Consider the following 19,425-nt stretch of genomic DNA (forward strand, 5'->3'; position numbering starts at 1 on the left):
CATGAGAACGCGTCGATCCTGACATCGCCGCACCACATCGGCCTCCCCCGGTCACTCACAACTTCCACGCGTGTAGTTCCCCACGCAGGACAGGGATCCGCGGGGTTATCCACACTGTCCACAGGCGTTAACACCATCACTTAAGTCCTCTCTCCTTTCAGCGGTTCGATCACCCTTGCGAACAGGTCGGGTGGGAGAACGTCCCGCGACACGGGTCATTCGCCTGCGCGAGACGCACCACTAGCATGGGAAGGCCCAACAAGGTCAAGGGAGCGCCCGTGAGGTTCCACGTCAGTCGAGACGTTTTCAGCGAAGCCGTGTCCTTCGTGGTCAAGCTGCTGCCTCAGCGCAATCCGCAGCCGATCCTCGCGGGCGTGCTGATCGAGGCATCCGATGCGGGTCTGTCGCTGTCGGCCTTCGACTATGAGGCCTCCGCGCGCACCACGATCGAGGCGACGGTCGATGAGCCCGGCACGATCCTGGTGCACGGGCGTCTTCTCTCCGACATCGCCAGTCGGCTGCCCAACGCTCCGATCCAGATCTCCGTCGACGACGACGGCATCGTGCTCACCTGCGGCTCGGCGCGTTTCACCCTCGCGTCCATGCCGGTGCAGGAGTACCCCGCGATCCCCGAGGTCACCGGCGAATCCGGCCTCGTGCAGGCGGAGGAATTCGCCACGGCGATCTCGCAGGTCGGCTTCGCCGCGTCGCGCGACGACGTGACGCCGGTGCTCACCGGCGTGCAGCTCGAGGTCAGCGGCACCGCACTCAGCCTGGTGGCCACCGACCGCTACCGGGTCGCGCTGCGGGAGATCCCGTGGGACGGCGGCACGGTCGCCGGCGACGAGACGACGACCGCGCTCGTGCCGGCGCGCACCCTGCAGGAGGTCGGCAAGACGTTCTCGCACGGGTCCGACATCTCCGTGCACTTCTCCGGGTCGGGCGACCGCGAGATCATCGCCTTCACCTCGGGCAACAAGACGGTGACGTCGCTGCTCATCAAGGGCAACTTCCCGCCGGTGCGCCGGCTGTTCCCCGAGCAGACGGATCACTACGCGGTCGTGAACACGGCCGAGCTCGCCGAGGCCGTCCGCCGCGTCGCACTCGTGCTCGACCGCTCGGCTCCGTTGCGCTTCACCTTCACGGTCGACGGCGTCTCGATGGATGCCTCGGGCACCGAGCAGGCACGCGCATCCGAGGCGGTCGATGCCACCCTGACCGGTGAGGATGTCACGCTCGGTTTGAACCCCCAGTACCTGCTCGAAGCGCTCGGTGCTGTCCGCAGCGAGTTCACCCGCATCACGTTCACGTCGAGCGAGAACCAGAACAAGCTGAGCCCGATCCTCATCACCCCGCAGACCTCGGTCGACAAGGGCGGTGCGGAGAGCTTCCGCTACCTGCTCCAGCCCAACCTGCTCCTGCGCTGACGCCCCAGCCCGAACCGCATAGGTCGGGGACGGCCCACATCCAGCTTGTCGGCCTACGGTGGCCGCATGCAGCTGGCCGTCGTGACGCAGGGTGAAGGGCACCGCACGGCGATTCTCGTGCACGGAATCATGTCGGGCGCCGAGGCGTGGCACCGGGTGGCCGCAGATCTGGATGCCGCGGGCTACCGCGTCCTCGCGGTAGATCTGGCCGGTCACGGCTCCTCGCCTCGTGCGGCGCGGTACTCGGCGGCATCCTGGACCGATGATGTCGTGGAGACCGTCGCACCGCTCCTCGACGGGCCCCCCGATCTCGTGATGGGGCACTCCCTCGGCAGCGTCGTCGCCGGTGAGGTCGCGACCCGGCTGGGGGCGCGCAGCGCGATCTACGTGGATCCGGCCTTCGCATTCCCCCGAGGGGTCAAGGGGGCCGCCTTCAAAGCTGCCTTTGCGATGGCACCGCGGCCGAGCCGCCGTATGCTCGCGCGGATGAACCCGAAGTGGAGCGAGGTCGACCTCGAGATCGAGGTGTCGACCGTGGCCCGCTGGGACCGTCGCACGATCCTCGCCTTCGTTCGCACCGCGTGGCTGAGACCGCCTCGGCACCTCGGCATCCCGACTCTCGTGGTGCTCGCAGAGAAGAGCCTGCTGATCACCGACCGCGCGCGCTCCGCTCTCGTGGAACGGGGCATGATCGTGCTCCGCCTCGGGGGTACCGGGCACACCGTGTTCCGCGACGACCACGGGGCCTTCATGCGCACGATCACCGAGTGGCTCGCCCAGGTGCCCGGTCCGCGGCTGCGGGCCGCGCGAGCCTGACCGTCGTCGCACCCCGTCGGTAGGCTGGGCGGGTGTTCGTGGAGCAGCTGAGTCTCGTCGACTTCCGCAACTACGCGCACGCGGATCTCGCGCTCGAGCGCGGTCCCAACCTCTTCGTCGGGCGCAACGGACAGGGCAAGACGAACCTCGCCGAGGCGATCGCCTATCTCGCCACCCTCGGGTCGCACCGGGTGGCGCTCGATGCTCCGCTGGTGCGTCGTGGACAGGATGCCGCGATCGTGCGCGCACGCATCGGGCACGGAGAGCGGCGGCTCGTCGTCGAGCTGCAGATCAACCGCCAGGGCGGTAACAAGGCTCGGGTCGGCGGGTCGCCGGTGCGTCCGGGTGAGCTGCCGCGCTACGCGCACGTCGTGCTCTTCGCTCCGGAGGACCTGCAGATCGTCCGTGGCGACCCTTCCGCGCGTCGCCGGTTCGCCGATCAGCTGCTCGTGCAGCGCCACCCGCGGATGTCTGCCGTTCTGGGCGACTACGACCGGGTGCTGCGCCAGCGCAACACCCTGCTGAAGTCGGCGCGGGCGCGCGGGGTGCAGGGTTCGGGGCTCGCCACGCTCGACGTGTGGGACGACAAGCTCATCGAGCTCGGCGCACAGATCATCGACGCACGCCAGGGGTTGGCCGTCGACATCGCGGGTCCGCTGGCGAGCGCCTACGCCTCGATCGCGGGCGCGGACCATGACCCCAGCGTCCGTTGGGTGCGCTCCATCGACGGAGGTGATCCCGAGGAGGACGAATCGGCCTCGGAGGTGGCCGCGGCATCCGACACTGCGACGGCGTTCCGTCAGGCCCTGACCGCGCGACGCTCGATCGAGCTCGACCGGGGGTTGACTCTCGTCGGTCCGCACCGCGACGATCTGCTGGTGAGCGTGCGCGGACTCCCGGTGAAGGGCTACGCGTCGCACGGCGAATCGTGGTCGGCGGCGCTGTCGCTCCGTCTCGCCTCCGCCGCGCTCCTGCGGGAAGAGCGCTCCACGGGGGATCCCGTGCTCATCCTCGACGATGTGTTCGCGGAGCTCGACGCCGACCGTCGCACCCGGCTCGCCGGCGTCATCCACGATTTCGAGCAGGTGATCGTGACGGCGGCTGTGGAGGCCGATGTGCCTGCGGCGCTCCGAGGGCGCACGGTGCGCATCGACAGCGGTCAGATCGTCGGGGTCAGCGATGGATGAACCGGGTGTTCCGGAGACCATCGCGACCTATCGGCGACTGCGCGGTCTCGAGCCGTCGCCGCGAGCGAAACGGCGCGGCCGTCGGCCCGTGGTCGACGACGAGGATGCCCCGTTCGCGCCCGGTCGCGATCCGAAGGGCCTCGGCGATGTGGTCGACGCGCTGACGCGCGATGCCGGGTGGACCGGGGCGCTCGCCCGAGAGGACATCATCCTCCAGTGGCGGGAGGTCGCCGGCGCCGAGACCGCGCAGCACACACGACCACTCTCGCTCGACGATGGCCGATTGACCGTCGAGTGCGACTCGACCGCGTGGGCGAAGCAGCTCACGCTGATGCGCGCACAGATCGTCAGCGAGATCACACGACGGTTCCCGGACGCGGGCGTCGACGCAGTGCGCTTCATCGGACCCGACGTCCCCTCGTGGAAATGGGGCCCCAGAACGGTTCCAGGGCGCGGCCCTCGCGATACCTACGGCTGAGGCACGTCCGTCGGTGGCTCGGATCATTTCATCCCGCCATACGGGCGTACAGGGCCCGCGAAACCGCTCGGCGCGGTAGACTGGACCGGTATCGCCGACCTATCCGGAGCGCTCGAAACCTATGACGTCTGAAAACCCTGCCAGCGGACCCGAGAACTCCGAGAAGAAGGCTCCCGCGTCCACGCCGGGTGAGTACGGCGCCGATGCCATTCAGGTGCTCGAAGGCCTCGAGGCGGTGCGCAAGCGCCCCGGCATGTACATCGGATCGACCGGTCCCCGCGGCCTCCACCACCTCGTCTACGAGATCGTCGACAACTCGGTCGACGAAGCCCTCGCCGGCTACTGCGACACGATCGACGTGACGATCCTCGCGGACGGTGCGGTGCGCGTGATCGACAACGGGCGCGGCATCCCCGTCGACATCCACAAGACAGAGGGCAAGTCGACCGTCGAGGTCGTGCTCACCGTGCTGCACGCGGGCGGCAAGTTCGGCGGCGGCGGCTACGCCGTATCGGGTGGTCTCCACGGCGTCGGCTCCTCGGTGGTGAACGCGCTCTCCACACGTCTCGAGGTCGAGGTCAAGCGTCAGGGCCACGTCTGGCGGCAGTCGTACACGTCCGGCGGCGCCCCTGTCGCCCCCCTCGCGAAGGGCGAGGAGACCGACGAGACCGGCACCACCATCACCTTCTGGCCCGACCCCGAGATCTTCGAGACGGTCGTCTTCGACTACGACACGCTGCGCACGCGCTTCCAGCAGATGGCCTTCCTCAACAAGGGGCTCACCATCGCCCTCCGTGACGAGCGTGCCGACGAGGCGTACGAAGAGGATGTCGACGGCTCCCCGGTCATCCGTCAGCCCAGCGACGTCTATCTGTACGAGCGCGGACTCGTCGATTACGTGCAGTACCTCAACTCGGTGCGCAAGATCGAAGCGGTCAACGACGAGATCATCGACTTCGACTCGGAGGACACCGAGAAGAAGATCGCCCTCGAGATCGCGATGCAGTGGACCACCTCGTACACCGAGAACGTGTTCACCTACGCGAACACCATCAACACGCACGAGGGCGGAACGCATGAAGAGGGCTTCCGCGCCGCGCTCACCACGCTCGTCAACAAGTACGCGCGCGCCCAGGGCCTGCTCAAGGAGAAGGACGACAACCTCTCGGGCGACGACGTGCGCGAAGGGCTCACCGCCGTCATCTCGGTGAAGCTCTCCGAGCCGCAGTTCGAGGGACAGACCAAGACGAAGCTCGGCAACACAGAGGCCAAGGCGTTCGTGCAGAAGGTCGTCGGCGACCAGCTCGGCGACTGGTTCGACCGCAACCCGGCACAGGCGAAGAACATCGTGCGCAAGGCGATCGACGCCGCGACCGCGCGCATCGCCGCGCGCAAGGCCCGCGAGACGGCCCGGCGCAAGAGCGTGTTCGAGTCCGCGTCGATGCCGGAGAAGCTGAAGGACTGCACGAGCAAGGACCCCTCGATCAGTGAGATCTTCCTCGTCGAGGGAAACTCCGCCGGCGGTTCGGCGGTGCAGGGGCGCAACCCGCACACGCAGGCGATCCTGGCGCTGCGCGGCAAGGTGCTCAACGTCGAGCGCGCACGACTCGACCGTGCGCTCGGCAACAAGGAGATCACCGAGATGATCCAGGCCTTCGGCACGGGCATCGGTGAGGACTTCGACATCACGAAGGCCCGTTATCACAAGATCGTGCTGATGGCCGATGCCGACGTCGACGGTCAGCACATCACGACGCTGCTGCTCACTCTGCTCTTCCGCTACATGCGCGGACTCATCGAGGCCGGTTACGTCTACCTCGCCCAGCCCCCGCTGTACCGCCTGAAGTGGTCGAACTCCGACCACCAGTACGTCTACAGCGACCGTGAGCGCGATGCGCTGCTGGCCGACGGCATCGCGAGCGGAAAGCGCATCCCGAAGGACAACGGCATCCAGCGATACAAGGGTCTGGGCGAGATGAACCCGAAGGAGCTGTGGGAGACGACGATGGACCCGGTCACCCGCACGCTGCTGCAGGTGACCATCGAGGACGCGGCGGCCGCCGACGAGATCTTCTCGACCCTCATGGGAGAGGACGTCGAATCCCGCCGCTCCTTCATCCAGCGCAACGCCAAGGACGTGCGATTCCTCGATATCTGAGGCCCGCCACCCCGCGCCCCGGATCACACGAACGAGATTGAACGACTATGACTGACGACGTCCGGCCCGACGAGGCATCCGAGCACAACCACGGCAGGATCGACCAGGTCGACCTGCAGTCGGAGATGCAGCGCAGCTACCTCGACTACGCGATGAGCGTCATCGTCGGGCGCGCGCTGCCCGACGTGCGCGACGGCCTCAAGCCCGTGCACCGACGCGTGATCTACGGCATGTACGACGGTGGCTTCCGCCCCGACAAGTCGTACTCCAAGTGCGCCCGCGTGGTCGGCGAGGTGATGGGCCAGTACCACCCGCACGGCGATGCCCCCATCTATGACGCCCTCGTGCGACTCGTGCAGCCGTGGTCGCTGCGCTACCCGCTCGCGCTCGGCCAGGGCAACTTCGGCTCCGCCGGGAACCTCGAGGCGGCCGCCCCCCGCTACACCGAGACCAAGATGGCTCCGCTCGCCCTCGAGATGGTGCGCGACATCGAAGAGGAGACCGTCGACTTCCAGGACAACTACGACGGTCAGACGCAGGAGCCGAAGGTCCTCACGGCCCGGTTCCCGAATCTGCTCGTCAACGGCTCCGTCGGCATCGCCGTGGGCATGGCCACGAACATCCCGCCGCACAACCTGCGCGAGGTGGCCGACGGTGTGCTGTGGGCGCTCGAGCACCCCGAGGCATCCGCTCACGAGCTGCAGGACGCCCTGATCGCCCGCATCAAGGGGCCGGACTTCCCCACGTCGGCGCAGATCCTCGGCACCCGCGGCATCATCGAGGCCTACCGCACGGGTCGTGGCTCGATCACGATGCGCGCCGTCGTCAACGTCGAGGAGATCCAGGGCCGCACGTGCCTGGTCGTCACCGAGCTGCCGTACCAGGTCAACCCCGACAACGTCGCGATCAAGATCCGCGACCTCGCCCGTGACGGCAAGATCGCCGGCATCGCCGACATACGCGACGAGTCGAGCGAGCGCACGGGTCAGCGCCTGGTCATCGTGCTCAAGCGCGACGCCGTCGCGAAGGTCGTGCTCAATAACCTGTACAAGCACACGCAGCTGCAGGACAACTTCGGCGCAAACATGCTCGCGATCGTCGACGGCGTACCGCGCACCCTGTCGATCGACGGCTTCGTCAGCCACTGGATCGACCACCAGCTCGACGTGATCGTGCGTCGCACCCAGTTCCGCCTGCGCAAGGCGGAGGAGCGCATGCACATCCTGCGCGGCTACCTCAAGGCGCTCGACGCGCTCGACGAGGTCATCGCGCTCATCCGCCGGTCGACCACTGTCGACGACGCGCGTGAAGGACTGAAGACGCTCCTCGACATCGACGACGTGCAGGCCGACGCGATCCTCACGATGCAGCTGCGGCGCCTGGCGGCGCTCGAGCGTCAGAAGATCATGGATGAGGCATCCGCCCTCGAGGAGCAGATCACCGACTACAAGGGCATCCTCGCGAGCCCCGAGCGCCAGCGCACGATCGTGCGCGACGAGCTGAGTGAGATCGTCGAGAAGTTCGGCGACGAGCGTCGCACCGAGATCCTGTTCGGCTTCGACGGCGACATGTCCATCGAGGACCTCATCCCCGAGGAGGAGATGGTCGTCACGATCACCCGTGACGGATACATCAAGCGCACCCGCAGCGACAACTACCGCTCGCAGCACCGCGGCGGCAAGGGTGTGAAGGGCGCGCAGCTGCGCGCGGACGACGTCGTCGAGCACTTCTTCGTGACGACCACGCACCACTGGCTGCTGTTCTTCACCACCAAGGGCCGGGTGTACCGGGCCAAGGGCTATGAAGTGCCCGAGGCCGGACGCGATGCGAAGGGTCAGCACGTCGCGAACCTGCTCGCCCTGCAGCCGGACGAGCAGGTGGCGCAGATCCTCGACATCCGCGACTACGCGACCTCGCCCTATCTCGTGCTGGCCACGCGGTCGGGCCTCGTGAAGAAGACGCGACTCGGTGAGTACGACACCAACCGTCAGGGCGGCGTCATCGCGGTCAAGCTGCGCGAGGGCGACGAGGTGACGAGCGCGCTGCTCGTCGACGAGTCCGACGATGTGCTGCTGATCTCGCGGCACGGCATGTCTCTGCGCTTCACCGCGACCGACGACGCACTGCGTCCGATGGGTCGCTCCACCGAAGGTGTGAAGGGCATGGCCTTCCGCGGGGATGACAGCCTGCTGTCGGCGTCGGTCGTCCACGACGAAGGATTCGTGTTCGTCGTGACCGAAGGCGGCTACGCGAAGCGCACCGACGTGGATCAGTACCGGGTGCAGAGCCGCGGTGGACTCGGCATCAAGGTGGCCAAGCTCCACGACGACCGAGGCGACCTCGCCGGCGGCCTCATCGTGGGCGAGGACGACGAGGTTCTCGTGGTTCTCGCAAGTGGCAAGGTGGTACGCTCTGCCGTGGCCGAGGTCCCGGCGAAGGGACGCGACACGATGGGAGTCGTGTTCGCCCGGCCCGACGACGACGATCGCATCCTCGCGATCGCTCGCAACGGCGAGCGAGGTCTCGCCGAGACATCCGATGCCCCGGCCGAGTCCGACGGCGTCGACGTAGGTACTGAGGAGAACACTGAGGCATGAGCACCGTAGCGGACAAGCTCGCGAAGAAGTCCAGCAGCTCGAAGGGCGCCAGCACCAAGCAGGTGCGACTGCGTCTGGTCTACGTCGACTTCTGGACGGCTGTGAAGCTCTCCTTCCTCGCCGCGGTGGCGCTCGCGATCGTGACGGTCGTCGCCTATGTCGTGGTTTACGCCGCCGTCGCGGCGACCGGTGTGCTCTCGAAGGCCGACGAGTTCACGTCGTCGATCTCGGGCGGCACGTTCATCCTCAGCCACACGATCGGCCTGCCGCAGGTGCTCGCCTTCGCCGCGGTCGTCGCCATCATCAACCTCATCGTGGTGACGGTGCTCGGCGCTGTCGTCGCGGGAATCTACAACTTCGCCGTCAAGGTGACCGGCGGACTGCTGGTCGGGTTCACCTCGAACTGACCGACGGTATGACGAAGGGCCCCGCCGTACGGCAGGGCCCTTCGTCATACCGTCTCAGACGATGCCGGCGGTGCCGAGCAGGTGACCGATCAGGTAGGTGACCACGAGCGCGAGCGCGCCACCGATCACCAGGCGCAGCGCCGCCTTGCGGCGACCGCTGCCGCCGAGCTTCGCGGAGATCGTTCCGGTCAGCGCCAGCGCGATGATCACCACGACGAATGTGATCGGCACACGCAGGCCCGGGGGCGGCAGGAGGATCGCCAGAAGCGGAAGGATCGCGCCGGCCGTGAACGCGATCGCCGAGGAGAACGCGGCCTGCCACGGGCTGACCAGGTCATCCTGGTCGATGCCGAGCTCGACCTCGAGGTGCGCCGCGAGGGCATCGTGAGCGGTGAGCTCGGCCGCCACCTTCTCTGCGGTCTCCCGCGAGATCCCGCGCTGCTGATAGAGCTGGGTGAGCTCTTCGAGCTCCTCCTCGGGCATCTCGAGCAGCTCGCGCTTCTCCTTCTCGATGAGCGCCCGCTCGCTGTCGCGCTGACTGCTCACCGACACGTATTCCCCGAGGGCCATCGACACGGCGCCACCGACGAGGCCGGCGATGCCGGCCGTCAGCAGAGCGGGCACGTCGGTCGTCGCACCGGCGACACCGACGACGAGGGACGCGACGGACACGATGCCGTCGTTCGCGCCGAGCACACCGGCGCGCAGCCAGTTGAGACGCTGGCTCACACCACCGTTGTGCGGCTCGGCGTGCTCCGTGGATTCCTGGGTCATGCGTCCAGTAAATCGACCCGGATCGGGCCTCGGCAACGAAGGCATGGCTTGCCTGCGCCGTGAGCATCGGCGACGTCGAATTCGTGAAATGAGGAGGCGTCGGGTAAAGTCTTGGAGGTTGACGGCCGAGCCGTCGCACGGGGCTATAGCTCAGGCGGTTAGAGCGCTTCACTGATAATGAAGAGGTCCCAGGTTCAAGTCCTGGTAGCCCCACTCTTCTCCCTCCGGGGCCTTAGCTCAGCTGGTAGAGCGCCTGCTTTGCAAGCAGGATGTCAGGAGTTCGAATCTCCTAGGCTCCACAACACAACGACGGCCGGTCCCGAAGGACCGGCCGTTCGACGTTCCGATGCGAACTCAGTCGTCGTCGTCCGAGACGATACGTACGCCCCGTCGCTTTCCCCCGCGTTGCGGGGCGGCCGATCTCTGATCGGACATCGGACCCGATCCGGCGACGCCGGGATGCATCATCCGCGCGGCCGCCGCACCGGCGGCCGTCGTGCCGGCGACGGTTCCGGCGGGATCCGTTCCCGCCGAGGTCGATCCCACGAGGCCCGCGGCGGAGATGCCCGTGCTCGTCGGCGCACCGACCGATGCGATCGAGAAGCCCGCTCCTCCGGATACCCCTCCACCCAACGAGCCGTCGACGGTGAGTGCAGCGACCCCCGTCGCCGAGCCCGGGGCGCCGACGCCGGTCATCCCGGCGTCGATGCGCGTGCGGTCGAGGTCTGCAGCGCCGCCCGCGAGGGTGAGTCGGTCATAGCCCGTGGATCCGAGCTGCGTCGCGGCCGCGGCATCCACCGTCCCGCCGGCGGTCACGACCGTCGCTGCGGGCGAGTTGCCGGCCAGCGTCGCGATGAGCGACGACGTGCTGTCGAACAGGGACCGCATCTGCTGCACGAAGCCGACGAGGGACTTCACCGACCGCAGCACCTGCACGATGGGCTTCGCGACCTTGTTGACCATCTCGTTGACGCGCGTGACGACCCGGGCGATCGCGTAGCCCATTCCGAGTCCGAAGGATGCCGCCACCACCGCCATGGCTTCGATCGCCGTGGCGAGCACCTTCGAGATCGCCGACTTCACGACGCTCTGCATACGCGCCACGAGACCTGAGGCTGTCGTCAGTCCGCTCGAGACCGAATCCGCCCAATCGCCGGAAGCGGTCAACTGACGCGACGTCTCTTGCGCGAACCGCAGATACGCGATCACCGTCGCTCCCGACAGCCCCTCGAGATCGCTCGTCCGCGCGGCGAGCGTCGACCCGGCGCTGCGCATCGACGCACCCGCGCTCGTCCACTGGGACGCGACGCCGCTGACACTCGCCTCGCTCCCGGCGAGCTGTTCCAGCCAGGACTTGAGCGGGCCGAGAAGGTTGATCACCCACCCGAGTCCGGCGCTCGCGATCGTTCCGATCGGATCGGCCGCGGCGGCGGCAGCGCTGCTGAGGGTGTCGAAGAACGCGATGCCGCCATCGAGCCAGTTGCCGTTCTGGATCGCGGTCGACAACGCCCGGCCGTCCTCGAGAAGGCGAGTGCCCGCGTAGGGGGCGGCGAGCGTCTGTGCAGAAGGGGTCATCAGTCCATCGCCCTCTCGAGATCATGCAGTGTCGTGACGATGTCGGCCTCGAGCTGCTCCCACTGCTGAGCCGTGCCCCGCAGCTGCCCTGCCGTGCGCAGCAGCAATGACTCGTTCGTACCGAACATGCCCGTGGCCGCTGCGGTCATCGCGAGCGAGGGAGGCACGAGGAACGCGCACAGGATGCCGAACGCGTCCGAGGCGAGATCGCCCCCGCGCAGTGCGCCGATCGCCCGGGTCACGTCGTCGGCGAGGGATTCGACGAGCGCGGCGTGATGCCTCAGCCTGTCGAAGTCGAGCGCGATCTCGTCGCCCATCACGTCGTCCTCTCCACGGGGGGCGCGGATGCCGCGGCGCGAAGCTCGCTGACGATCGGGTCGTCGTCACCGAGCAACCGGGACACGCGCCGCAGCGCCTTTTCCTGCACGTCGTCCTGGGCGACCGCGATCACCGCGAGGATCTCCTGGGTGAGCCGTCGCGCACCGCGCGCAACGGCCTGATCGCCGAGGCGGAGGCCGGTCACCCGACCGGTGGCATCCACCTCGACGAACACGTCCTTGGCGGCCGAGTACGCGCTGCCGCGCACCTCCGCCATCGCGGCCTGGAAGGCCGGCATCTTGTCAGCGCGCTCCTGGGTCAGGCGGGCATCCGCCTCGACCTGCGCGATCGTCTCCTCCGCATCGGGCAACACAGCGCCACGCTAGCCACGCGTCGCCGACGCGCGAGGGGGTTTTCCACAACCCGATGAACGCCGGGTCAGGCGCTCTCGGCGCGACCCCCGCGCAGGTGCTCCTGGGTCAGACGCTCGTACTCGTCGTCGTCGAGCTCGTCGTACTGGGTGGCCTCGCGTCGATCGCTGCGCATCCATCGCAGGAGCAGGATGACGAGCACCGGCACGTCTGCGACCTCGGCGATGAACCACAGCATGTCACCCGCGAGGTGCTGGTCGTGCAAGGGGTTCGGCCACCACCCGAGCGAGGAGGTCGTGGTGGCCGCGGCATCCACCACCGAGTCGTTAAGTCGCAGCAGGATGCCGGGCACCGAGTCGATGAGCAGCTCGACGAAGGCCAGCAGGAACTCGATGGTGATGAACAGACCGGTGTGCACCGCGGAGAGCGCGGCCATCGGCAGGACCAGAACCACCCCGACAATCGGGACGATCACCCCCAGGAGGGCATCGGTCAGCGGGTTCGAGCGCAGGGCACCGGCGAGAGGCGTGAGGAAGACGCAGAAGATCGCGGCGACGAAGACGGTCGCGAACATCGCATTTCCGAACAGGCGCACGAGCCGCGAGGCGAGGAGTCGAGCGATGCGCGCCGCGCCGGTCGGGCCGGTCGCCGCCTCGGCGAGCTCGAGAGGGCGGCCCACCACCACTCCGGCCGGAACCACGAAGATCAGCAGTGCGATGCGGGTCGTGAATGCCCAGCGAAGCTCGCCGGAATAGACGCCGAGGAATCCGAGCTCCACGACCGCGTACGAGCCGAGGCCCAGACCGAAGAACAGCAGCGTGCGCGTCAGCGGCCACTCCACCCCGCGGCGGCGCGCGGCTCTCACGCCCCAGAGATAGCTTGCGCCCGCGACGAGCAGCACGACGATCGTGAGGGGATCGGCGCGCCAAGTGGTGAGGAAGGTGGCGATGTCAGGCGTGCCGGACAGTGTACGCCCGGCCGCCCAGCCCGCCCCGAGAGCACGGGTCGTAGGCTTCGGACATGGACATCCGGGTCGCCGCGTACGCCGTCATCACCGATGCGGAGGGGAGGGTGCTCCTCGCCCACTGGAACGAAGGCGGCCGGAGCGGATGGACGATGCCGGGCGGGGGCATCGACCCCGGAGAGGACCCGATCGACGCCGCTCGCCGCGAGGTGGACGAGGAGACCGGCTACGAGGCCCGCATCGGCGCGCTGCTCGGCATCGATTCGCAGGTGATCCCGGCGGGAAAGCGGTTCCCGGGAGCGGCGTCACCCCTTCACGCGCTGAGGATCATCTACCGCGCGGAGACCGTGGGAGGCGCGCTACGCAACGAGGCCGACGGCTCGACGGACGAGGCGCGGTGGTTCTCGCTCACCGAGGTCGCTGCCCTGCGCCGGGTGAGCCTGGTCGACATCTCGCTACGCTTCGCCGGCCTCATCGACTGACCACCACACGCGCGAAGGGGGGCGGGAGGATGTCGACATCCTCCCGCCCCCTCGATGTTCGCGACTCAGGCGTCGGGCGCGCGCAGCGGGTCGTCCGCGACCCACAGCTCGTCGTCGGCGCGCAGGGTCTGCCACGCGGCGTAGAGCACACCGATGGCAGCGGCCGCACCGAGGATGATGGCGATCACCCCGCCCGCGCCGATGCCCTTGCGCTGCGGCTCGAGCGCCGCGAGCTTGGCGGACAGCTTCTTCGTCGCCTTCTTGCTGTAGCCGGCGGCGCGCTTCTGGAACAGCGCCGCATCGGGAAGCTCGAGGCCACGGCCCGCGGCGATGCGGCCACGTGTGTCGTTCGCGGCATCCCATACCGACAGAGCACCACCGACGAGAGCACCGGCCGCCGGCACGACGGCGTCGCTCAGCACGCGCTTGGACGCCTTCACCCCACGGTCGACGTAGGGAGCCGCATAGGTCTCGTACCCCTGCTGCACGGCCGGAACCACGTGCTCACGGTTGTAGTTGCCGAGCTGCCGGCCGGCCTCGCGGGCGGCGCCGGCAGCCTCGCCGAGCACGACCTGCTGGGCTTCCCACAGCTTGTTCACCTGGTTCTGGAGCTTGCGCAGCTCCTTTTTGCGCTTGCGGGTGAGACTCACGAGCGGACCCCCTTTTCGATGGGATGGGTACCGCCCATATTGCCAGAATCGGGCGCCGCGGCCGGGCGGGGTTGCAGGGAACTCTGTGAGAATGTACGCATGGCTCTTCACACGGCAGTCGCCACCATCCACACGAACCACGGCGACATCGTCGTCAACCTCTTCGGGGACCACGCCCCGCGCACGGTGCAGAACTTCACCGGCCTCTCGGACGGCTCGCAGGCCTGGACCAACCCGGCGACGGGTCAGCCGGGAGAGGGCGCCCTGTACAAGGACGTCATCTTCCACCGCATCATCCCCGGCTTCATGATCCAGGGCGGTGATCCGCTCGGACAGGGCATCGGCGGGCCCGGCTACCAGTTCGACGACGAGATCCACCCCGAGCTGACCTTCCAGAAGCCGTACGTCCTCGCGATGGCGAACGCCGGACTCCGCCGGAACGCCATCACGGGCAAGGCCGAGGGAACGAACGGCTCGCAGTTCTTCATCACGACCGACCCGACGCCGTGGCTGCAGGGCAAGCACTCGATCTTCGGCGAGGTCGCCGACGACGCCTCGCGCGCCGTGGTCGACGCCATCGCCGCGGTGCCGACCGCTGCGGGCGACCGTCCGGTCGAGCCGGTGGTCATCGAGTCGATCGACATCGTCGCGGCCTGACCACAGCGGTGACCAGCGCCGACTTCGCGCGCAATCGCGAGAACTTCTGCTACCGGCATCCCGACCGGCAGAGCTTCGTGCTCTGCCAGCGGTGCCTGCGCACGATCTGCCCCGAATGCCAGACCCAGGCGGCCGTCGGCGTCATCTGTCCCGAGTGCATCGCGCAGCAGCGCCGTGACCAGACTCCCGCCCAGGCCCGAGCGCAGCGCCGCTGGGGCCGGGCGGGAGGGTCGACCTCTGTTGCGCTGCGCGGACAGCCGGTGGTGACCTACGCGATCATCGCCATCACGGCCGTCTTCTATGTGATCCAGCAGATCATCCCGGCCTCGACGCAGTGGTTCGTCTTCTACGCGCCCGCGCTCTACCCGTCGCTTCTGGGCACGTTCGAACCCTGGCGACTGGTGACCGGCGCACTGGTGCACAGCAGCATCCTGCACATCGGGCTCAACATGCTCTCGCTCTGGATGATCGGTCGCATCATGGAGCCGTTGCTCGGGAGGGGCCGCTTCCTCGCGCTCTACCTGATCAGTGCGCTCGGCGGCTGGGTGGCAGTGACCCTGCTCGCCTTCCCGACTCCCGTGCTCGGGGCATCGGGTGCGATCTTCGGGCTCTTCGGCGCGCTGGTCATCATCGCCCGCCATCTCGGTGCCCAGATCACGGGGATCCTCGTCGTGCTCGCGGTGAACCTGGTGATCGGGTTCGTGCCCGGGTTCGGAATCTCGTGGCAGACGCACCTCGGCGGACTCGTCGCGGGCGCCGTCGTCGGCCTCGTGTTCGCGCGGACGCGTCGTCGGGACCAGCGGGTGCGTCAGATCGTGCTGCTGACCGTGGTCACGCTCGCGCTGTTCGCGCTGATGCTGATCCCGCTCGCGATCTACGGCTGATCGGCGGAGTTTTCCACAGCGTCATCCACAGGTGGGGATGAATGACAGCGGTGTAATTCGGATGCCGCGGCTCAGCGCCAGCGGGTCGTCATGAGGAACCCGACGAAGGCGATGCCGAAGCCGATGACGAGGTTCCACGCGCCGAGGTTCGGGATCGGGAACTGCGAACCGCTGAGGTAGAACACGAGCACCCAGGCGAGGCCGAGGAGCATGAGACCGATCATGATCGGCTTGAACCACGCGGGGTTCGGGGCGGGCTCACCCGAGGTGGCTGCGGGTCGCTGGTCGTCCGTGCGCTTGGATGCCATGCGGCACAGTCTATCGGGGGGATGCTTCAGCTCCGCGGAACGTACAATCCGAGTGTGACCGAACCCGAGCCGCCGCTGCGTCGCCATCGTCGCGCCGTCGCGTCGTCGTCGGAGACGTCGGCCTCACCGCAGGCTCCCCGCCGCCACCGCGTGAGCGTGATCGGTGTCATCGGGGAGATCCTCATCACGGCCGGAGTGCTGGCGCTCCTCTACGTGTCCTGGCAGATGTGGTGGGGCGACTCCATCATCGGGGCCCAGCAGAACTCGGTCGGAAACTCCCTCTCGCAGCAGTGGCAGACCGAGGCGACAACCGAACCCTCGCCGTCTCCCACGACCAGCGGCGAGCCCGTGACCGCGGCGCCGCCCGATCTTCCGCAGCCCGCGAACGCGCAGATCTTCGCCACCATGCACATCCCCCGCTTCGGCTCGGACTACAACGTGGCGATCGCCGGCGGAGTGACACGGCAGGGAACACTCGACCCGATCGGCATCGGGCACTACCCGGGGACGCAGATGCCGGGGCAGGAGGGGAACTTCGCCCTCGCGGCGCACCGCACGACGTTCGGCGCCCCCTTCCACCGCATCGCCGATCTCCACGTCGGTGACGCGATCGTCGTCGAGACCCCCGACGGCTGGTACACCTACCGATTCCGGACGCTCGAATACGTGAAGCCGACCGCCGTCGACGTGCTGCTGCCGGTGCCGCAGGTGCCGGATGTCCCCGCCTCCGGCCGGTACATGACGATGACCAGCTGCAGCCCCATGTATTCGGCGGACGAGCGCATCGTCGCCTACAGCGTGTTCGAGTCCTTCACCCCGCGCTCGGCAGGACCGCCGGCGTCCCTCACGGAGGTGTCCCCCTGATGTACGGAGCTCTCTGGCGCATCCTGCTCGGCCCCTGGTGGGTTCGGGTCATCATCCTCGTCGTGCTCGCGGCGGCCGTGCTCTACGGCCTCGTGTTCTGGGCGTTCCCCTTCATCGCCTCGATCACCAGCAATCAAGACGTCACGGTGGGATGACCGCACGCGTCGTCGTCCTCGATAACCGCGACAGTTTCGTCCACACCCTCGTCGGGTATCTGCGCGAGCTCGGGGCGCAGGTCGACGTGAGCGACGCGACCCGTCTCGCGACGGCCGATGTCGAGGCGCTCGTGCAGCGCGCCGACGCGGTCGTGATCTCGCCGGGCCCCGGCCGGCCCGAGGACGCTCGGGCCTCGCTCGCGGCCGTTCCGCTGGCGATGAGCCGGGACATCCCTCTTCTCGGTGTCTGCCTCGGCCATCAGGTGATCGCCGTGGCCCTCGGCGGGCGCGTCGAGGAGGCGCCGGAACTGCGCCACGGGATGACGTCGCGCATCGAGCACGACGCGAGCGGCGTGCTGGCGCGGATGCCTCGTCCCGCGATCGTCGGACGCTACCACTCGCTGGCTGTCGTCGAGGAGGCGCTCCCCGACGAGCTGCGGGTCACCGCGCGCACGTCGAGTGGAACCGTCATGGCGATCACGCATCGCACTGCGCGGGTCGACGGTGTGCAGTTCCATCCCGAGAGCGTGCTCACCGAGGGCGGATATCTGCTGCTGGGCACCTGGCTCGAATCCGTGGGGATTCCGGATGCCGCGGCGCGCGGATCCTCCCTCTCCCCGCACCGGGGTGCGTTGGCTCAGCCGGCGCAGACCGTGAGCGTGACCGTCGACTGAATCGGCACCTCGCCGGGCGCGACCGACATCACCTTCACCGTGGGCGGCTTGCTCGCCGTGCAGGACTCATCGTTGGTCTGCGCAGGGGTCAAGCCGAGCTTCTGCAACTGGGACTCCGCGGCGGAGACCGTGAAGCCGGTCAGGTCGGGGAGAGCGACTTTTCCGGTCGCCACCACGAGTGCGATCGACGTGCCGGCCGGGACGTTGGTGCCCGCCGCGCTGCTCGCGGACAGCACCGTCCCGGACTTCGCCGTCGGATCGTCCTGCTGGGTCACCGCGCCGAGAGCGAGGCCGGCGTTCGTGAGTACGGAGGTGGCGGCATCCTGGGAAAGGCCCTGCAGCGTCGGCACGGGAACCATGGGCACACCCGTCGACACGTAGACCACGACGGTCGCCCCCTGCGCGCTCACGGTGCCCGCGGCGGGATCGGTGCGGATGACATTGCCGGACGCGACCGTCGTGCTCGCTTCGGCGCGCTGCTGCACGGTGAAGCCCGCTTCGCTGAGCGTGCCGCTCGCCTTCGTGAAGGCCACCTGCGCGACGTCGGGCACCGTGTGGGGCGGGGCTTCGGCGCCGGCGCCGGCTCGGGCCGCGATCACCCAGGCGAGCACGGCGATCAGCACGACCGCCGCGATCGCGGTTCCGATCCAGATCCAGAGGGTGGTCGGTGCGGGCGAGGTCCTCGTCGTCGCGCGGGTCGTCGACAGGCGCCGCAGCGACTGCGCCGTGGCCGTCGCCTCGCGGGTGCTCGGAGCGAACAGCACGTCGGAGACCTCGGTGGGCGTCGGAGCGGGCGGTTCGTCGGACGCGACCCCCCGGAGCGCGGAGGCGAGCGCGCCGCGGAAGGCCGCGGCATCCGGGAATCTGTCGAAGGGATCCTTCGCGAGAGCCCGGGAGACGACGGCGTCGATGATAGGCGGCACGTCATCGCGCTCATCGCTCGGCGCGGCCGGTGCCTCGCTCACGTGCTGATACGCGACGGCGACCGGAGTGTCGCCCCGGAACGGCGGATGCCCGGTGAGCAGTTCGAACAGCACGACGCCAGCCGAGTAGAGATCTGCGCGGGCGTCGACCGTCTCGCCCTTGGCCTGCTCGGGCGAGAAGTACGAGGCCGTGCCGAGGATCTGCGTCGTCTCGGCCACCGTCGAGGACCCGTCGGAGACGGCGCGGGCGATGCCGAAGTCCATCACCTTCACCTGACCGGTCGGCGTCACCATGACATTGCCCGGCTTGATGTCCCGGTGGATGACGCCCGCGCGATGGGAGTACTGCAGAGCCTCGAGGATGCCGTCGGTGATGCGCACGGCGTCTTCGACGGAGAGCGGCTCGTCGCCGATGAGATCCTTCACGAGCGTGCCGCGAACGAGCTCCATGACGATGTACGGCTCCGGCACCACGGTGCCGTCGGGAAAGGTCGTCGTCGTCTCCCCCGCGTCGTACACACGCACGATCGTCGGATGGGACATCCTCGATGCCGACTGCGCCTCGAGACGGAACCTCGTGCGGAAGCCGTCGTCAGACGCCAGTTCGCGGGCGAGGAGCTTGATGGCCACCTCGCGCCCGAGGGTCACGTCGTAGCCGCGGTAGACGCTCGCCATGCCGCCGCGTCCGATGAGCTCGTCGAGGCGGTAGCGCCCGTCGAGCACGCGTGGTTCGTCGCTCACATCACTCCTTGGTCC

At 68.4% G+C, this 19,425-nt stretch carries 21 protein-coding genes and 2 tRNA genes; 15 read left to right on the plus strand and 8 right to left on the minus strand.

The features are described from left to right. The first annotated feature begins 278 nt into the window (after positions 1-278). The 7 genes from dnaN to ABT08_RS00360 all read left to right on the plus strand — a co-directional run bounded on the left by dnaN (position 279) and on the right by ABT08_RS00360 (position 9,070). Complete coding sequence (gene dnaN, locus ABT08_RS00330; protein ID WP_045247908.1) at positions 279-1,427, plus strand: DNA polymerase III subunit beta; 1,149 nt, start codon at positions 279-281, stop codon at positions 1,425-1,427. A gap of 66 nt (positions 1,428-1,493) precedes the next feature. Further along, on the plus strand, positions 1,494-2,243 hold the full coding sequence (locus tag ABT08_RS00335) for an alpha/beta fold hydrolase (RefSeq protein ID WP_056206136.1): 750 nt from the start codon (positions 1,494-1,496) through the stop codon (positions 2,241-2,243). Positions 2,244-2,275: 32 nt separating this feature from the next. After that, on the plus strand, positions 2,276-3,430 hold the full coding sequence (gene recF, locus ABT08_RS00340; RefSeq protein WP_288113635.1) for a DNA replication/repair protein RecF: 1,155 nt from the start codon (positions 2,276-2,278) through the stop codon (positions 3,428-3,430). Beyond that, positions 3,423-3,908, plus strand: coding sequence for a DciA family protein (locus tag ABT08_RS00345; protein ID WP_056206138.1), 486 nt, complete (start codon positions 3,423-3,425; stop codon positions 3,906-3,908). The genes recF and ABT08_RS00345 overlap by 8 nt, the downstream gene beginning before the upstream one ends. A 121-nt stretch (positions 3,909-4,029) precedes the next feature. Further along, positions 4,030-6,066 (plus strand): DNA topoisomerase (ATP-hydrolyzing) subunit B, encoded by a 2,037-nt coding sequence (gyrB, locus tag ABT08_RS00350; RefSeq protein WP_045247911.1) that lies wholly within the window; start codon positions 4,030-4,032, stop codon positions 6,064-6,066. A gap of 47 nt (positions 6,067-6,113) precedes the next feature. Beyond that, a complete protein-coding gene (gene gyrA, locus ABT08_RS00355; RefSeq protein WP_288113637.1) occupies positions 6,114-8,663 on the plus strand; it encodes a DNA gyrase subunit A in 2,550 nt (849 codons plus the stop codon). After that, on the plus strand, positions 8,660-9,070 hold the full coding sequence (locus ABT08_RS00360) for a DUF3566 domain-containing protein (RefSeq protein WP_045247913.1): 411 nt from the start codon (positions 8,660-8,662) through the stop codon (positions 9,068-9,070). The genes gyrA and ABT08_RS00360 overlap by 4 nt, the downstream gene beginning before the upstream one ends. A 54-nt stretch (positions 9,071-9,124) precedes the next feature. Here the strand turns inward: ABT08_RS00360 and ABT08_RS00365 are convergent, their stop codons facing one another. Then, positions 9,125-9,844 (minus strand): VIT1/CCC1 transporter family protein, encoded by a 720-nt coding sequence (locus tag ABT08_RS00365; RefSeq protein ID WP_045247914.1) that lies wholly within the window; start codon positions 9,842-9,844, stop codon positions 9,125-9,127. A gap of 139 nt (positions 9,845-9,983) precedes the next feature. Here ABT08_RS00365 and ABT08_RS00370 point away from each other — a divergent pair. Next, a tRNA-Ile gene (locus tag ABT08_RS00370) sits at positions 9,984-10,057 on the plus strand. Between the two features lie 13 nt (positions 10,058-10,070). Then, positions 10,071-10,143: transfer RNA gene (locus ABT08_RS00375), tRNA-Ala, on the plus strand. Between the two features lie 55 nt (positions 10,144-10,198). Here the strand turns inward: ABT08_RS00375 and ABT08_RS00380 are convergent. From ABT08_RS00380 to ABT08_RS00395, 4 genes are all read right to left on the minus strand, one after another. Beyond that, on the minus strand, positions 10,199-11,419 hold the full coding sequence (locus tag ABT08_RS00380) for a hypothetical protein (RefSeq protein WP_056519614.1): 1,221 nt from the start codon (positions 11,417-11,419) through the stop codon (positions 10,199-10,201). Then, positions 11,419-11,736, minus strand: a complete 318-nt coding sequence (locus ABT08_RS00385) for a hypothetical protein (protein WP_045247916.1) — start codon at positions 11,734-11,736, stop codon at positions 11,419-11,421. Before ABT08_RS00385 ends, ABT08_RS00380 begins: the two co-directional genes overlap by 1 nt. Then, positions 11,736-12,110, minus strand: a complete 375-nt coding sequence (locus ABT08_RS00390) for a YbaB/EbfC family nucleoid-associated protein (RefSeq protein WP_045247917.1) — start codon at positions 12,108-12,110, stop codon at positions 11,736-11,738. Before ABT08_RS00390 ends, ABT08_RS00385 begins: the two co-directional genes overlap by 1 nt. A 65-nt stretch (positions 12,111-12,175) precedes the next feature. After that, positions 12,176-13,009, minus strand: a complete 834-nt coding sequence (locus ABT08_RS00395; RefSeq protein WP_056206147.1) for a cytochrome c oxidase assembly protein — start codon at positions 13,007-13,009, stop codon at positions 12,176-12,178. Between the two features lie 119 nt (positions 13,010-13,128). Here ABT08_RS00395 and ABT08_RS00400 point away from each other — a divergent pair, with 119 nt between their 5' ends. Next, entirely contained in the window at positions 13,129-13,554 is a 426-nt protein-coding gene (locus tag ABT08_RS00400) for an NUDIX hydrolase (RefSeq protein WP_045247918.1), read from the plus strand. 65 nt (positions 13,555-13,619) lie between these two features. On the opposite strand, the gene ABT08_RS00405 is transcribed toward ABT08_RS00400, so the two are convergent. Then, positions 13,620-14,204 carry a hypothetical protein gene (locus ABT08_RS00405; protein ID WP_045247919.1) on the minus strand — a complete coding sequence of 195 codons (585 nt, stop codon included), beginning with the start codon at positions 14,202-14,204 and terminating at the stop codon, positions 13,620-13,622. 99 nt (positions 14,205-14,303) lie between these two features. Between ABT08_RS00405 and ABT08_RS00410 the strand changes: the two genes are divergently transcribed. After that, entirely contained in the window at positions 14,304-14,861 is a 558-nt protein-coding gene (locus ABT08_RS00410; RefSeq protein ID WP_056206150.1) for a peptidylprolyl isomerase, read from the plus strand. An 8-nt stretch (positions 14,862-14,869) separates the two neighbouring features. After that, positions 14,870-15,745: a rhomboid family intramembrane serine protease gene (locus ABT08_RS00415; protein ID WP_288113643.1), complete on the plus strand. Its 876-nt coding sequence runs from the start codon at positions 14,870-14,872 to the stop codon at positions 15,743-15,745. A gap of 71 nt (positions 15,746-15,816) precedes the next feature. Here the strand turns inward: ABT08_RS00415 and ABT08_RS00420 are convergent, their stop codons facing one another. Further along, positions 15,817-16,053 carry a cell division protein CrgA gene (locus ABT08_RS00420; protein WP_045247922.1) on the minus strand — a complete coding sequence of 79 codons (237 nt, stop codon included), beginning with the start codon at positions 16,051-16,053 and terminating at the stop codon, positions 15,817-15,819. 54 nt (positions 16,054-16,107) lie between these two features. On the opposite strand from ABT08_RS00420, the gene ABT08_RS00425 reads away from it, so the two are divergent. From ABT08_RS00425 to ABT08_RS00435, 3 genes are read left to right on the plus strand one after another with little or no spacing between them, the layout of a single operon-like run. Further along, on the plus strand, positions 16,108-16,917 hold the full coding sequence (locus ABT08_RS00425; RefSeq protein WP_235557456.1) for a class E sortase: 810 nt from the start codon (positions 16,108-16,110) through the stop codon (positions 16,915-16,917). Continuing rightward, positions 16,917-17,072, plus strand: a complete 156-nt coding sequence (locus ABT08_RS00430) for a hypothetical protein (RefSeq protein ID WP_200934407.1) — start codon at positions 16,917-16,919, stop codon at positions 17,070-17,072. The genes ABT08_RS00425 and ABT08_RS00430 overlap by 1 nt, the downstream gene beginning before the upstream one ends. Continuing rightward, a complete protein-coding gene (locus tag ABT08_RS00435) occupies positions 17,069-17,746 on the plus strand; it encodes an anthranilate synthase component II (RefSeq protein WP_288113649.1) in 678 nt (225 codons plus the stop codon). Before ABT08_RS00430 ends, ABT08_RS00435 begins: the two co-directional genes overlap by 4 nt. Here ABT08_RS00435 and pknB read toward each other — a convergent pair. Further along, positions 17,710-19,410, minus strand: a complete 1,701-nt coding sequence (pknB, locus tag ABT08_RS00440) for a Stk1 family PASTA domain-containing Ser/Thr kinase (RefSeq protein ID WP_288113651.1) — start codon at positions 19,408-19,410, stop codon at positions 17,710-17,712. The two genes, ABT08_RS00435 and pknB, sit on opposite strands and share 37 nt — an antisense overlap. Between the last annotated feature and the right edge of the window lie 15 nt (positions 19,411-19,425).

Source organism: Microbacterium sp. SCN 71-21 (assembly GCF_001725695.1).
Lineage (GTDB): Bacteria > Actinomycetota > Actinomycetes > Actinomycetales > Microbacteriaceae > Microbacterium > Microbacterium ginsengisoli.

Coding starts and splice junctions, on each gene's coding strand:
- ABT08_RS00335 (WP_056206136.1), top strand. CDS start 1,494: ATGCAGCTGGCCGTCGTGACGCAGGGTGAAGGGCACCGCACGGCGATT.
- ABT08_RS00345 (WP_056206138.1), top strand. CDS start 3,423: ATGGATGAACCGGGTGTTCCGGAGACCATCGCGACCTATCGGCGACTG.
- gyrB (WP_045247911.1), top strand. CDS start 4,030: ATGACGTCTGAAAACCCTGCCAGCGGACCCGAGAACTCCGAGAAGAAG.
- gyrA (WP_288113637.1), top strand. CDS start 6,114: ATGACTGACGACGTCCGGCCCGACGAGGCATCCGAGCACAACCACGGC.
- ABT08_RS00360 (WP_045247913.1), top strand. CDS start 8,660: ATGAGCACCGTAGCGGACAAGCTCGCGAAGAAGTCCAGCAGCTCGAAG.
- ABT08_RS00365 (WP_045247914.1), bottom strand. CDS start 9,844: ATGACCCAGGAATCCACGGAGCACGCCGAGCCGCACAACGGTGGTGTG.
- ABT08_RS00380 (WP_056519614.1), bottom strand. CDS start 11,419: ATGACCCCTTCTGCACAGACGCTCGCCGCCCCCTACGCGGGCACTCGC.
- ABT08_RS00385 (WP_045247916.1), bottom strand. CDS start 11,736: ATGGGCGACGAGATCGCGCTCGACTTCGACAGGCTGAGGCATCACGCC.
- ABT08_RS00400 (WP_045247918.1), top strand. CDS start 13,129: ATGGACATCCGGGTCGCCGCGTACGCCGTCATCACCGATGCGGAGGGG.
- ABT08_RS00410 (WP_056206150.1), top strand. CDS start 14,304: ATGGCTCTTCACACGGCAGTCGCCACCATCCACACGAACCACGGCGAC.
- ABT08_RS00420 (WP_045247922.1), bottom strand. CDS start 16,053: ATGGCATCCAAGCGCACGGACGACCAGCGACCCGCAGCCACCTCGGGT.
- ABT08_RS00430 (WP_200934407.1), top strand. CDS start 16,917: ATGTACGGAGCTCTCTGGCGCATCCTGCTCGGCCCCTGGTGGGTTCGG.
- ABT08_RS00435 (WP_288113649.1), top strand. CDS start 17,069: ATGACCGCACGCGTCGTCGTCCTCGATAACCGCGACAGTTTCGTCCAC.